The organism is Pseudomonas sp. GW821-FHT09C08, from assembly GCF_059418125.1.
In genome coordinates, this window is sequence record NZ_JBWKPG010000019.1 from 1 (window position 1) to 14,211 (window position 14,211).

General features: G+C 61.5%; 8 protein-coding genes. 5 read left to right on the forward strand and 3 right to left on the reverse strand.

What is annotated here, in order from left to right; all coding sequences use genetic code 11:
• Positions 1-278: 278 nt before the first annotated feature.
• Entirely contained in the window at positions 279-2,717 is a 2,439-nt protein-coding gene (locus AC07OJ_RS30415; RefSeq protein ID WP_065910214.1) for a Lon protease family protein, read from the reverse strand.
• Between the two features lie 267 nt (positions 2,718-2,984).
• On the opposite strand from AC07OJ_RS30415, the gene AC07OJ_RS30420 reads away from it, so the two are divergent.
• The 4 genes from AC07OJ_RS30420 to AC07OJ_RS30435 all read left to right on the forward strand — a co-directional run bounded on the left by AC07OJ_RS30420 (position 2,985) and on the right by AC07OJ_RS30435 (position 6,554).
• Complete coding sequence (locus AC07OJ_RS30420) at positions 2,985-3,473, forward strand: DUF3015 domain-containing protein (protein ID WP_016973832.1); 489 nt, start codon at positions 2,985-2,987, stop codon at positions 3,471-3,473.
• 91 nt (positions 3,474-3,564) lie between these two features.
• Complete coding sequence (locus AC07OJ_RS30425; protein WP_106802587.1) at positions 3,565-5,418, forward strand: Lnb N-terminal periplasmic domain-containing protein; 1,854 nt, start codon at positions 3,565-3,567, stop codon at positions 5,416-5,418.
• Positions 5,419-5,621: 203 nt separating this feature from the next.
• Positions 5,622-5,978 (forward strand): hypothetical protein, encoded by a 357-nt coding sequence (locus tag AC07OJ_RS30430; RefSeq protein ID WP_282396344.1) that lies wholly within the window; start codon positions 5,622-5,624, stop codon positions 5,976-5,978.
• A gap of 87 nt (positions 5,979-6,065) precedes the next feature.
• On the forward strand, positions 6,066-6,554 hold the full coding sequence (locus AC07OJ_RS30435) for a GreA/GreB family elongation factor (protein WP_065910209.1): 489 nt from the start codon (positions 6,066-6,068) through the stop codon (positions 6,552-6,554).
• On the opposite strand, the gene gdhA is transcribed toward AC07OJ_RS30435, so the two are convergent.
• Together gdhA and ettA are read right to left on the reverse strand one after the other, a co-directional pair.
• The gene (gene gdhA / locus AC07OJ_RS30440; RefSeq protein WP_106802585.1) at positions 6,551-7,888 is read right to left on the reverse strand and encodes an NADP-specific glutamate dehydrogenase; all 1,338 of its coding nucleotides are present in this window, start codon (positions 7,886-7,888) and stop codon (positions 6,551-6,553) included. The two genes, AC07OJ_RS30435 and gdhA, sit on opposite strands and share 4 nt — an antisense overlap.
• 349 nt (positions 7,889-8,237) lie before the next feature.
• On the reverse strand, positions 8,238-9,902 hold the full coding sequence (ettA, locus tag AC07OJ_RS30445) for an energy-dependent translational throttle protein EttA (protein ID WP_025859215.1): 1,665 nt from the start codon (positions 9,900-9,902) through the stop codon (positions 8,238-8,240).
• A gap of 285 nt (positions 9,903-10,187) precedes the next feature.
• Here ettA and AC07OJ_RS30450 point away from each other — a divergent pair, with 285 nt between their 5' ends.
• Entirely contained in the window at positions 10,188-14,039 is a 3,852-nt protein-coding gene (locus AC07OJ_RS30450; protein WP_315974947.1) for a sensor domain-containing protein, read from the forward strand.
• The last annotated feature ends 172 nt before the right edge of the window (positions 14,040-14,211 follow it).

Below are 14,211 nucleotides of genomic sequence, written 5' to 3' on the forward strand. Positions count from 1 at the left end.
GGCTGCGAAGGCGGCGGTATTGCTGGCATTTTTCTTCGCCAGGCACACCGCTTTCGCAGCCTCGCTAAAGCTCGACAGCTCCTACAGGGGATTTGCAGTGTCGGCCTGATTCAATCCCGTGGGTGATCGCAATATCCGACACGACGCAGCCCAAGTGTGGGAGTTGTCGAGCCCCAGCGAGGCTGCGAAGGCGGCGGCATGGCTGGCATTTTCTGCGCCTGAGACACCGCCATCGCAGGCAAGCCAGCCCCCACATTAATCGCGCGTCAACAAGACAATCAGGTCGGCTTGGCTTCGGCCAAGGCCTGTTGCGCCAGCTCCTTCTCCGCTTCTTTCAAGTCGTCTTCACTGATCATCTCGGCAATCGCACGCAACCGCTCGACCACGCGCGCATTGACCGTACCTTCCGGGAACTGGCCTTCTGCGTCCGGCTCACCGGCGTCCTCGCCCACCAGCAGGCTCAGCGCTTCATCCGCCTGGCGCACTGCATAGATGTGGAATTGTCCATCGCGCACGGCCTGCAAGACCTTCTCGTCGAGCATCAGCGTGGCGACGTTGGCCTGGGGAATGATCGCGCCCTGTTCGCCGGTCAAACCGCGGGCTTCGCACAGGCGGAAGAAGCCTTCGATCTTCTCGTTGACCCCACCCACCGCCTGCACTTCACCGAACTGGTTGATCGAGCCGGTGATCGCAAAGCACTGCTTGAGCGGCGTCTTCGACAACGCCGAGATCAAGGTGCAGGCCTCGCCCAGCGACGCGCTGTCACCGTCCACGTAACCGTAGGACTGCTCCAGCGCAATACTCGCGGAGATTGCCAGCGGGAATTCCTGGGCATAACGGCTGCCCAGGTAACCGGTGAGGATCATCACGCCCTTGGAGTGGATCGGCTGCCCGAGGTTGACCTCACGCTCGATGTCGACAATGCCGCTGCCTCCTGGGTACACCGTGGCGGAAATCCGCGCCGGCACACCGAATGCCGAATCCCCCACTTCCAGGACCGTCAGCCCGTTGCACTTGCCGACCGCCGCACCAGCGGTGTCGATCAGGATCACCCCGGCGAGCATGTCGTCGAGGATCCGCGCCGACACACGTCCCGTCCGCGTGGCCTTGGCCTTGAGCGCGCGTTCGATGTGGCCGGCATCCGTCATCTCGTCGCCGGCCAGGTGTCGGATAAAGTCCGCCTCGCTGACCAACTGGAACAAGTCGCCAATACGCGCCGACAAGCGCCCCTGGTGTTCCGCCAGCCGGGCGCTGTAGGTGGCCAGGCGCGCAACCGCGTCGGAGGTCAGCGGCGCCATGCCCTCTTCCGAGGTGCGAGTCTTGAGCAACTGGGCAAACTGCTCCAGGCTCTCGTCGACCATCGGGATGTCTTCGTCGAAATCCACCAGTACCCGGAACATCTCCTGGAAGTCCGGATCGGCGTCCTGCAGCGCGTAGTACAACTGGCGCGAACCGATGATGATCACCTTGACCTGCAACGGGATCATTTGCGGGTTGAGGGTCACGGTGGCCAGGCGCCCCAGCTCGCCCAGCGGCGATTCCATCTTCAGCTTGCGCGACTGCAGCGAGCGCTTGAGGGCGTCCCATACAAACGGCTCGCCGAGCATTTTCTCGGCTTCCAGGATCAGGAAGCCGCCGTTGGCCCGGTGCAAGGCGCCCGGGCGCAGCTGGCGATAAGTCGTGTACAGCGCGCCCTGGTCGGTGCTGTATTCGATACGGCCGAACAGGTTGTCGTAAGTCGGGTGCGGCTCGAATACCACCGGCGCGCCGCCGTTGACCGGATGGCCGACCACCAGGCTTGGGCAGTACTGCTCTTCCAGCAGTTTGCGCGCCTGGGCGTCAGTCTTCGCGTCGTCGACCAACTGCTCGACCACGGTTTTGAGCAGGTAAACCTGCATGGCTTGCAGGTAACCGCAGACCGCGGCGTTTTCCGCGTACTTTTCCGACAGCGGTGCGAGCAAAGGCTGCAGCGCCAGGGTGATGGTTTCTTCGTTGAACTGGCGCAGCTGGTTATTGGACTCGCGCTTCCACTGCGGCAGGCTCGCGAGTTCTTCGTTGAGACGCTCCTCCAGCTCGGAAATATCCGTGTGGAAGCGCTCGCGATCGGCTTCCGGCAACTGCGAAAACTCCGCCTCGTCCAGCGCCTTGCCGTCGAGCATCGGGGTAAACGCAATGTTGGTGCTGTCACGGTACAGCGCCACGTCCTTTTCCAGGGCCAGGCGCTCGATCACGTCCAGGGCCTTGTCGTAGCGCTGGTTGAAGGCACGGTCGATGGCGCTTTTGCGCTGTTGATAAGTCGGGTGCTCGAACACCGCCGGGAAGGTCGCGACCAGGTTATCCACCAGGCCATTGATATCGGCGATGAACGCCGCCGCCGCGCCGCCTGGCAATTCCAGGGCACGCGGTTCGCGCGGCTCATCGAAATTATTCACGTAGACCCAGTCCGCCGGGGTCTGCAGGCGCTTGCCTTCGGCTTTCAGGTAGCGTTTGACGAACGAAAAGCGGCCGGTGCCCGGCTCGCCCATGACAAACACGTTGTAACCGGGGCGTGGCATGGCCACACCGAACTGCAAGGCTTCAACCGCACGTTCCTGGCCAAGCACACCGCGAAAGGGCTCCAAATCATTGGTGGTCGAGAAGCTGAACTGTTCAGCGGAGAAAGGGCGAGTCAGCGCTTCGGGCGCTAGACGCAGGCTGGCAGCAACAGGATCAGGCATCGGGCTTCCTTACATCAGGCGGGGCAGATGACGGCATTCTGGCTCCCGGTTACGCGCTATGGCAAGGCGCGCCTGTGGGAAAGCATAGACGCGGGATGCGTCCTACAAAAAAATCGCGACAACGCTGATTGTTTTATAAAAACACACGGAACCCTTGGAACGTGCCTAAACTCCAAACTGCGCGGGTTGGACTAATAACCGATCCCTAGGGCGCTACGAAGTGCCTGAACCCTTGTCCATTGGTTTGCACACAAAGAGAACAAAGCTATGAAACGGATCCTTCTTGGTACTCTCTTCACCGTTGTCTCCCTCAATGCCATGGCTGAAGCACCAGGTGGCCCGAACTGCGGTTGGGGCAACATGTTGTTTGAAGGCCAGCGCGGTACTCCAGCGCACTTCCTGGCTTCCACCACCAACGGTACCTCCGGTAACGCCACCTTCGGCATGACCTCGGGCACCAACGGTTGCAGCACCAACAGCGCCCTGACCTACGGCGGCAAATCGTGGATTGCCATGAATGGCATGATGAACGAGCTGTCCGAAGACATGGCCAAAGGCAATGGCGAAGCACTGACCACCTACGCGGTGGTACTGGGCGTTGCACCGGAAGATCGCGAGCACTTCGCGGCCGTTACCCATGAGCACTTCCAGCAGATCTTCAGCAAAGCTGACGTGACCGCTGACGACGTGCACAACAACACCCTGGCTGTACTGAAAAGCGATGCCCGTCTGGCGAAATACGCAACCCAGGCTTAAGCTCGACCCGCCCGCGCCTCTCGAGGCGCGGGTTTTAATTTTTGGACCCGCCCCCCTTTGGGTCTCACTTTATCCGACTTAAGTTGCCCCTATGCTCAAACGCTTTGCCTGGCTGGCACTCTTCGCTTGCGCCCCGCTGTTCGCGGCCCCGCATCTTGATGATCAACGTTTGCAGCAATTGGCCAACGACCCGTTCTGGTTGTCCCTGGGCCACTACGAAGCCGGCAAGATCAGCGGCTGGCGCAGCTATGTCAGCGACAAGAAGTTCTTCCTCGCCCCCGATGGCGCCCACCACCCGGACGCGGAACTCAAGGCCACCGTCGAAGCGCTGTACCTGCCGGCCAGCCTCGGTGAGAAACACGCCCAATGCGTTTACCCCGCACGTACCCGCTGGCTCAAGGATCAGTTGCACCTGACCGACCTGCCCGCCGTGGACTGCAAAGAATTCAAGCAATGGTTCAAGGACGTCGCGCCCCACAGCGCGGTCATGATCTTCCCGGCGGCGTACCTCAACAGCCCGTCGTCGATGTTCGGCCACACCCTGCTGCGCATCGACCAGGCGGACGTGCAAAGCAACAACACCGCCCTGCTCAGCTACGCGATCAACTTCGGCGCCTACATCGAAGGCTCGGACAACAGCATCCTCTACGCCTGGAAAGGCCTGATGGGCGGCTACCCCGGCCTGTTCGCCCTGGTGCCCTACCAGGAAAAACTCTCCGAGTACCGTAGCCTGGAGAACCGTGACCTGTGGGAATACCGCCTGAACCTGACCCAGGTCGAGACCGAGCGCATGGTCGAACATGTGTGGGAGCTCAAGCAGATCCAGTTCGACTACTTCTTCTTCGACGAAAACTGCTCCTATCGCCTGCTGGAACTGCTGCAAGTGGCGCGCCCTGGCCTGCGCCTGACCGAGCAATTCCCGCTCACGGCCATCCCCACCGACACGGTCAAGGCGGTAAAAGACGCAGGCCTGGTCGAGAAAATCGACTATCGCCCGTCCCGTGAACGTGAGCTGCTGGAGCGCGCCAAACCGCTGGACAGCGACGAGCAGCAATGGGTATTGAAGGTCAGCGACGACCAGAAACAATTGCAGGAGCCCGCCTTCAAAGCCCTGCCCCGCGACCGACAAGCCCTGATCATCGACGCCGCCTATCGCCTCGGCCGCTACCGCGCCAACGGCCTGGAACGCGACACTGAACGCTCCCAGCGCAGCTTCGAACTGCTGCGGGCGATCAACCAGAACCCCGCGCCCGACCTGAAAATCGTCCCGCCTGGCTTGCCGGAAAACGGCCATGAATCGCGCACCTGGCAAGCCGGTATCGGCACCCGTGGCGACAAGGCGTTCGGTGAATACGGCCTGCGCATGGCCTACCACGACCTCAATGACAACGCCGAGGGCTTCCCCCTTGGCGCGCAGATCGAGATCCTGCAGATGAAACTGCGCCAGTACGAAGGCAATCACTGGCAACTGCAGCAACTGGACCTGGCGACCATTCGCTCGCTGACCCCGCGCAATGCCTTGCTGCAGCCGTGGTCATGGCAAGTCACCGGCGGCCTGGAACGCGTCCCCGGCAAGCACGACGACGAAACCCTGGTCGCCCACGTCAACGGCGGCGCCGGCGGCACCTGGCAACTGAGCGACGACATGCTCGGCTTCGCCCTCGGCACCGTGCGCGTGGAACACAACAACGACTTCAGCGAAGCCATCTCCCCGGCAGCCGGGTTTAACACCGGCGTACTGTGGAAAAACCCGCTGGGCAACCTGAGCCTGGAAGCCAAGGGCGATTTCTTCACCAACGGTGAAGTGCGCCGCAGCCTCAGCCTTAACCAGCAGTGGGAACTGTCCCGCAACCTCGGCCTGCGCCTGAGCGCCCAGCGCGAGTACAGCCACCTGTCGACGCCGGTCAATGAAGTGATGCTCGAAGTGAAGTGGTATCACTACTGACCAGAAGCTGGCGATGATCAAAATGTGGCAGCCGGGCTTGCCCGCGATAACGGTGTATCAGCAAGGGCCAGGCTGCCTGACCCACCGTCATCGCCGGCACGTTTTGGATTCGCCCACGTCTTTCTCACCTCCCTTTCACACCTCCCCGACAAATCCCCTTCTAGACTCTCCCTATCAGCCGTGAAACGGCCAGGGAGTACGCCATGTGGCGGTATGCGCTAATGCTGTGTGCGGTGGTGGGGCTGGCGGGTTGCCAATCCACTCACCAGGAGTTGTTGGCCAAGGGTTATCCACCGGCGTTCGCCGACGGTTTTGATGATGGCTGCAGCAGTGGTCGCCAGGCCGCTGGGGTGATCACCGGGGAGTTTCGCAAGAATGTGCCGCGCTACTTGAAAGACCGCCAATACGCCGAAGGCTGGGAGGATGGTTTTCGTCAGTGCAAGGCCATGCGAGAGAACGAAGAGTTGCGCGACTACAAGGACAATCACTGGGATGACCGCGAACGTGCGTGGCAGCAGGAGAAAGACAAAGACGCAGCCAGGGCGTATCGCTCGCAATAGGTCTGCGTCGACCTTACCGGCGGATACGCAGAGCGTGGGAACGATCGTGCGGCGAACATGGCCCAATCTCCATAGGAGGAGCATGTCATGAGCCGAGCTTTCGTAAATGAAGATAACGCTGCCGCCCAGGCCGATCAGCCGGTGGAGCGTCAGGTCAGCGAGCAACCCAATCGCCTCACCGCGCAAGGGTTGGCGCAGTTACAGGCCAAAGTTGCGCAGTTGCAGCACGAATACAGCCTCGAATCTGCCAAAGACGATAAGCAGCGCCAGGCGGATCTCGAGCGCGATCTGCGCTACTTCAATCAGCGCGTGCAGAGCGCCCAAGTGGTGCCACCGGCCAAGTCTACCGACAAGGTGCAGATCGGCAATTGGGTCACCTTTGCCAACGAGCAGGACGAGCAGCAGCGCATTCAATTAGTCGGTGAAGACCAGGCCGACGCCACCGCCAACCTGATCAACTGGGGCTCGCCGCTGGGCCGCGCGTTACTCGGTGCCCAGGTCGGCGACGAAGTGCTGTGGAAGCGCCCCGTCGGCGATCAGTTGATCGAAGTGCTGGTGATCGAACCCGAGGCCTAGACGATACCTTGCGCGAGCATCGCATCGGCGACTTTGACGAAGCCCGCAATGTTCGCGCCCTTCACATAGTTGATCCGTCCGTTTTCCTCGCCGTAATGCACGCAGGCATGGTGGATCGACTGCATGATGTTGTGCAGCTTGCTGTCCACTTCACCGGCAGTCCACAGCAGGCGCATGGCGTTCTGCGACATTTCCAGGCCGCTGACGGCTACGCCGCCGGCATTGGACGCCTTGCCCGGCGCGAACAGAATGCCCGCCTCGATAAAGATATCCACCGCCGCCAACGTGGTCGGCATGTTGGCGCCTTCGGCCACGCAGATGCAGCCGTTGCGCAGCAGGGTGCGGGCCGCTTCGGCGTCGAGTTCGTTCTGCGTGGCGCAGGGTAGCGCGATATCGCAGGCCAGCTCCCAAGGGGTCTTGCCTTTGCGGAACTCCAGGCCAAAACGCTCGGCCAGCTCGCTGATACGGCCGCGCTGTACGTTTTTCAGTTCGAGCAGGGCTGACCATTGCTCTTCGGTCAAACCGCTTTCGGCGTACAAGGTTCCTTCGGAATCGGACAGGGAAACCACCTTGCCGCCCAAGTCCATCACCTTGCGCGCCGCGTATTGCGCCACGTTGCCGGAGCCGGAAACGGCCACGCGCTTGCCTTCGACCCGCTGGCCATTGCGCTTGAGCATTTCCTCAGCGAAGTACACACAGCCGAACCCGGTGGCTTCCGGGCGGATCAGGCTGCCGCCGTAGGTCATGCCCTTGCCGGTCAGCACCGAGGTGAACTGGTTGCTCAGGCGCTTGTATTGGCCAAACAGGAAACCGATTTCACGGGCGCCCACGCCAATATCGCCGGCCGGCACGTCCACGTCGGCGCCGATATGGCGGTACAGCTCGCTCATGAAGGCCTGGCAAAAGCGCATGACTTCGGCGTCGCTCTTGCCCTTGGGATCGAAATCCGAACCGCCCTTGCCGCCGCCCATGGGCAAGGAGGTCAGGGAATTCTTGAAGGTCTGCTCGAAGGCGAGGAATTTGAGTACGCCCAGGTTCACCGACGGGTGGAAGCGCAGGCCGCCTTTGTAGGGGCCGATAGCGCTGTTCATCTGGATGCGAAACCCGCGATTGACCTGGACCTTGCCATGATCATCCACCCACGAGACCCGGAAGGTAATCGCGCGCTCCGGCTCGCAGATGCGCTCCAGGATGCCCGAGGTCAGGTAGTGGGGGTTGGCTTCAAGAAACGGCCACAAGCTGCGTAGGACTTCTTCTACCGCCTGGTGGAACTCCGGCTGGTCGGGGTCGCGTTTCTTGAGGCGCGAAAGGAAGGATTCGACAGATTCGATCATGGAGAAGTCTCGGCAAATTGATTGTTTTTAAGGGAGATTGAGCCGGACATTAGCAATTCATGCCGCACCTGAAAAGCGCAAGATGTCGCCTTTGTGAATTTAAATGGTGCATTTGATATAAATAAATCGGCTTTTTTGCACCACAAGAGGGATTTCAACGTGAAGCATGCACCAGCCCTTAAACCGCTATCGCAGGCAAGCCAGCTCCCACATTTGACATGTGTTCCCACTTTGGAATGCGGTCGAATGTGGGAGCGGGCTTGCTCGCGAATGAATTCAACTCGGTCTGCCTGAGCAACACGCAAAAAAAACGGAGCCCGAAGGCTCCGTTCTTTTAAACCAACCCGAATCAGGCCAGTTTCTTGTGACGCACACGGTGCGGCTGGGCAGCAGCATCGCCCAAGCGCTTTTTACGGTCGGCTTCGTACTCGGTGTAGTTGCCTTCGAAGAACACCGCTTGGGAGTCATCTTCGTACGCCAGGATGTGGGTCGCGACGCGGTCAAGGAACCACCGATCGTGAGAGATCACAATGGCGGCGCCCGGGAAGTCCAGCAGGGCTTCTTCCAGGGAACGCAGGGTTTCAACGTCGAGGTCGTTGGACGGTTCGTCGAGCAGCAGGACGTTGCCGCCCTCTTTCAGGGTCAGGGCCAGGTGCAAGCGACCACGCTCACCACCGGACAGGTCCTTGACGAACTTCTGCTGGTCGCCGCCCTTGAAGTTGAAACGACCGACGTAGGTACGCGACGGGATTTCATAGTTGCCGATGCGGATCTGGTCGGAACCGTCGGAAATCTGCTGGAACACCGTCTTGCTGCCGTCGAGGTCGTCGCGGCTCTGGTCAACGCAGGCCAGCTGCACGGTTTCACCGATCTCGATGCTGCCGGAGTCCGGGGTTTCCTTGCCCATCAGCATGCGGAACAGCGTGGATTTACCCGCACCGTTACCACCGATAACGCCGACGATCGCGCCTTTTGGCATCGAGAACGACAGGTTGTCGATCAGCACGCGGTCGCCATAGCCTTTGGAAACGTTCTTGAACTCGATGACCTTGTCACCCAGGCGCGGACCGGCCGGGATGTAGATCTCGTTGGTTTCGCTGCGCTTCTGGAATTCCTGCGATTGCATTTCTTCGAAGCGTTGCAGACGTGCCTTGGATTTGGACTGGCGGGCCTTGGCGCCTTTGCGCACCCACTCCAGTTCTTCCTTCATGGCTTTTTCGTGGGCCGATTGCTGCTTGGATTCGGCGGCCAGACGGTCGGACTTGGCTTCCAGCCAACCGGAGTAGTTGCCCTCGTAAGGGATACCGGCGCCACGGTCGAGCTCGAGGATCCAGCCGGCGACGTTGTCCAGGAAGTACCGGTCGTGCGTGATCGCAACCACGGTGCCCGGGAAATCGTGAAGGAAGTGTTCCAGCCAGGCGACGGAATCGGCGTCCAGGTGGTTGGTCGGTTCGTCGAGCAGCAGCATGTCGGGAGCCGACAGCAGCAGGCGGCACAGGGCCACACGGCGCTTCTCACCACCGGACAGGTGTTCGACCTTGGCGTCCCACGCCGGCAGGCGCAGCGCATCGGCGGCGACTTCCAGCTGGCGCTCCAGGTTGTGACCGTCGCCGGCCTGCAGGATGGCTTCGAGCTTGGCCTGTTCGGCGGCGAGCTTGTCGAAGTCGGCATCCGGTTCGGCGTAGGCGGCGTAGACCTCGTCCAGGCGCGCCTGGGCGTCCTTGATCACGCTGACGGCCTCTTCGACCACTTCACGCACGGTCTTGGCCGGGTCCAGCTGCGGCTCCTGCGGCAGGTAGCCGATGTTCAGCTCGGGCATCGGGCGGGCTTCGCCTTCGAACTCGGTGTCGACGCCGGCCATGATTTTCAGCAGCGTGGACTTACCCGAACCGTTGAGGCCGAGCACGCCGATCTTGGCGCCGGGGAAGAAGGACAGCGAAATGTTTTTCAGGATTTCCCGCTTCGGCGGAACAACTTTTCCCAGCCGATGCATGGTGAAGACGTATTGAGCCATGGTGAACCTAGCGTCAGTGACTGATGAATTGAGCGGGCGAAGCCCGTGCCAGGCCATACGCCGCGCGGGCCGTTGACGGTAATCAATGCCTGCGTGCGGAAAAAGCCTGAATGTCTGGGGCTGGAACGCCCCCGCGTAACCGGCAAAGCTACCTGAATGCGCTGGGCCAGTCCAGCCAGGCGGGGCTGGCACTTTGCCACAAGTCAAGGCATGCTAGCCGCCCTCCGGGCGTCCGGCTTATAGTGCACGTCGCGCGCCAGTCCAGCCAAACCGCAGGATCACAGCTTGTCCAAAGTCACGCCGCCCACTCCCCTGCGCGCCGCTCATATAGCGCCGGGAGCGCCCCTGCACGGCACCCTCAAAGGCGCGTTGGCGACGCTTGTCCTCATGTTGCTCGCATTATTGTTCTGGCAACTGCTGGACCAGTTGCAGCAGAACCAGAAGAACCAGCAGCAATACACCATCGACTACAGCGCCGACCTGGCTGAGCAGATCAGCCTGAATATGGGCCTGAGCGCAAAAATCGCCCTGAACCTGCTGCCGATGGTCGAGCCACCGCGTGACAGCGAACAGCAACAGGCGTTGATGCGCACCCTGCAACGTTCGCTGCCGGAACTGCGCAGCATCGCCCTGCTCGCCCCCAGCGGCGCGATGATCAGCGACAGCGCCAATGACAGCCAGGACGGCCCCTGGCTCGAAGAACTGGTGCAGCGCAGCCACGCCCAGTCCTACTACCTGAGCAACAACAACGACGGCGCCATCATCTATCTATTGCTGCACCAGCCCAGCGGCGGTTCCAGGATGTACTGGGTGCTGCGCCTGGCACCCAATTACCTGACCAGCCTCACCCGCCAGGACGGCCAGGGCCAGCGCCCCATGTGGGCCATCGAAAACCGCATCAACCACCGTGTCATCAGTCGCGACAGCGGCATGCCGGCCCAGTGGGCCAGCGCCCTCACCCCCGACGAGTTGAATAAAAGCGTGCTGGTCACGCCCCTGAGCAAAAGCGACTGGCAATTGCGCGGGCTGTTCGACCGCACCGCCGTGCTGGAACAACTGCTGCCGGCGTTCATCGGCAAATGCCTGCTGGGCCTGGCGTTTTCCCTGATCCCGGTGATCGTGCTGCTGAACATGCGCCGCCGCCAGCGCCAGGTGCATGAGGGCCGGCGGCGCTACCAGGATATTTTCGAAGGCACCGGCGTGGCCTTGTGCGTGCTCGACCTGTCGGGCCTGAATGCCTGCTTCGACCGGGCACAGCTGCAGACCCGCGAACAGCTCAAGGCCTGGCTGCAGGACAACCCGCTCGAACGCCAGCAACTGCTCAAGGAGCTGCGCATCACCGAGGTCAACCAGGTCGCGGTGCGCCTGTTGAATGTCGGCTCCTGCGAAGAAGCCTGGGAGCGGCTGATCGATGATTGTCCACGCAACGCCACCTCCATCGGCTACCAGATACTCGAGGCCGTGCTCACCCAACAGCACCAGCTGGAGCTGGAAATCCAGCTCAAGGACGTGGCCGGCAACGAGCAATACCTGTGGCTGGTGATGCGCCTGCCCGAGCAACAGGATGATTTCAAGGCAGTGATCCTCAGCATCAGCGATATCACCAGCCGCAAGCTGATCGAATTGTCGCTGGTGGAGCGTGAGAGCTTTTGGTCGGACGTAGTGCGCACCGTGCCCGACCACCTGTATGTGCAGGATGTGATCAGCCAGCGCATGATTTTCAGCAACCACCACCTGGGCCACACCCTCGGCTATAACAAGGCCGAACTGCAGCAAATGGGCGAGTACTTCTGGGAAATCCTGCTGCACCCCGAGGACGCCGAGCATTACCACGACTTGCGCCAGCAACAACGCGAGATCGGCTACACCACCCAACTGCAATGCCAGCTGCGCTTTCGCCATCGCAATAACCAGTGGCGACGCTTTGATATCCGCGAGCAGGCCCTGGCCCGGGACAAGACCGCGCTGGTCACGCGCATCATCGGCGTGGCCAAGGACATCACCGACCAGATCGAAGCCAGCGAGTCCCTGCGCGACAGCGAACAGCGCTACCGCATGCTGGCCGAAAGCATCAGCGACGTGATCTGCTCCACCGACAGCCAGTTGGCCCTCAACTACATCAGCCCGTCGGTCAACGCCGTACTCGGTTACGACGTGGAATGGGTGTTCAAGAACGGCTGGCAATCGATCATCGCAAACCCGCAGCAATTGACCGGCATCTACAGCCTGGTGGAACAGGTCAGCCGCGCGCTCGGCGATCCCGAGGCGCTGAACCGCCTGCGTGATGAAATACAGACCCAGCTGTTCCTGTTCGACTGCCTGCGTGCCGACGGTCGCAAAGTGCCGATCGAACTGCGCCTGGTGCTGGTATGGGACGAGCACGGCGCTTTCGAGGGCATCCTCGGCGTGGGCCGTGATATCAGCCAGCAACGCCGCGCCGAAAAAGACCTGCGCATGGCGGCCACGGTATTCGAGCACTCCACTTCGGCGATCCTGATCACCGACCCGGCCGGCTATATCGTGCAGGCCAACGAGGCGTTCAGCCGGGTCAGCGGCTACGCGGTGACGGATGTCCTCGATCAATTGCCGAACATGCTTACCGTCGACGAACAACAGGAAGCCCACCTGCGCTATGTGCTCAAGCAACTGCACCAGCACAGCACCTGGGAAGGCGAAGTCTGGCTCAAGCGCCGCAACGGCGAGCATTACCCGGCCTGGGTCGGCATCACGGCGGTGTTCGACGACGAAGGCGACCTGGCCAGCTACGTGTGCTTCTTCAGTGACATCAGCGAGCGCAAGGCCAGCGAACAGCGTATCCACCGCCTGGCGTACTACGACGCCCTGACCCACCTGCCCAACCGCACGCTGTTCCAGGACCGCCTGCACACTGCGCTGCAGTCGGCCGAGCGGCAGAAGTCGTGGGTGGTGCTGATGTTCCTCGACCTCGACCGCTTCAAACCGATCAACGACTCCCTGGGCCACGCCGCCGGCGACCGCATGCTCAAGGAAATGGCGACCCGCCTGCTCGGCTGCGTGGCCGAAGACGACACCGTGGCACGCATGGGCGGCGACGAGTTCACCTTGCTCCTGCAACCACGGGTCAACCGCGAAATGGCGCTGAACCGCGCGATCCACGTGGCCGAGCAGATCCTCGCCAGCCTGGTCAAGCCGTTCGTGCTGGAAGGCCGCGAGTTCTTCGTGACCGCGAGTATCGGCATCGCCTTGAGCCCGCAGGACGGCAACGAACTGAGCCAACTGATGAAGAACGCCGACACGGCGATGTATCACGCCAAGGAACGCGGCAAAAACAACTTCCAGTTCTACCAGGCCGACATGAACGCCAGCGCCCTGGAGCGCCTGGAGCTGGAAAGCGATCTGCGCCATGCGCTGGACCAGAACGAATTCGTGCTCTATTACCAGCCGCAGTTCAGCGGCGACGGCAAACGCCTGACCGGCGCCGAGGCCCTGCTGCGCTGGCGCCATCCGCGTCGCGGGCTGGTGCCACCGGGCGACTTCATCCCGGTGCTGGAGGAATTGGGCCTGGTGGTCGACGTGGGTGACTGGGTGATCAGCGAGGCGTGCCGCCAGCTCAAGACCTGGCACCAGAACAAGGTCCGCGTGCCGAAAGTCTCGGTGAACATCTCCGCGCGGCAGTTCTCCGACGGCCAACTGGGCACGCGAATCGCCACCATCCTCAAGGACACCGGCCTGCCGCCGGCGTGCCTGGAGCTGGAGCTGACCGAAAGTATCCTGATGCGCGAAGTCAACGAAGCCATGCACATCCTCGACAGCCTGAAAAACCTCGGCCTGAGCATTGCGGTAGACGACTTCGGTACTGGCTATTCGTCGCTCAACTACCTCAAGCAATTTCCCATCGACGTGTTGAAAATCGACCGCACCTTCGTCGATGGCCTGCCGTCCGGCGAACAGGACGCACAGATCGCCCGGGCGATTATTGCCATGGCCCACAGCCTGAACCTGGCGGTGATCGCCGAGGGCGTGGAAACCCATGAGCAACTGGATTTCCTGCGTGAGCACGGGTGTGACGAGGTGCAGGGCTACCTGTTCGGGCGGCCAATGCCGGCGAATCGGTTCGAGGCGCAATTCAGCAATGATGCGCTGTTCATGTTCGACTGAAATCCTCAGGTGATGCGGATGGCCTCTTCGCGAGCAAGCCCGCTCCCACATTCGACCGTATTCCACCTGAAGGAACCCGATTGAATGTGGGAGCGGGCTTGCTCGCGAAGGGCCCGAACAAACACCACCTATCCCCAGATGAGCCCCGCTTGTCCGCGACATGATGTCCTTT

What these genes read in the sequence shown, in the direction of transcription:
- AC07OJ_RS30415 (WP_065910214.1), bottom strand. Translation starts at nt 2,717, where the DNA reads ATGCCTGATCCTGTTGCTGCCAGCCTGCGTCTAGCGCCCGAAGCGCTG.
- AC07OJ_RS30420 (WP_016973832.1), top strand. Translation starts at nt 2,985, where the DNA reads ATGAAACGGATCCTTCTTGGTACTCTCTTCACCGTTGTCTCCCTCAAT.
- AC07OJ_RS30425 (WP_106802587.1), top strand. Translation starts at nt 3,565, where the DNA reads ATGCTCAAACGCTTTGCCTGGCTGGCACTCTTCGCTTGCGCCCCGCTG.
- AC07OJ_RS30430 (WP_282396344.1), top strand. Translation starts at nt 5,622, where the DNA reads ATGTGGCGGTATGCGCTAATGCTGTGTGCGGTGGTGGGGCTGGCGGGT.
- AC07OJ_RS30435 (WP_065910209.1), top strand. Translation starts at nt 6,066, where the DNA reads ATGAGCCGAGCTTTCGTAAATGAAGATAACGCTGCCGCCCAGGCCGAT.
- gdhA (WP_106802585.1), bottom strand. Translation starts at nt 7,888, where the DNA reads ATGATCGAATCTGTCGAATCCTTCCTTTCGCGCCTCAAGAAACGCGAC.
- ettA (WP_025859215.1), bottom strand. Translation starts at nt 9,902, where the DNA reads ATGGCTCAATACGTCTTCACCATGCATCGGCTGGGAAAAGTTGTTCCG.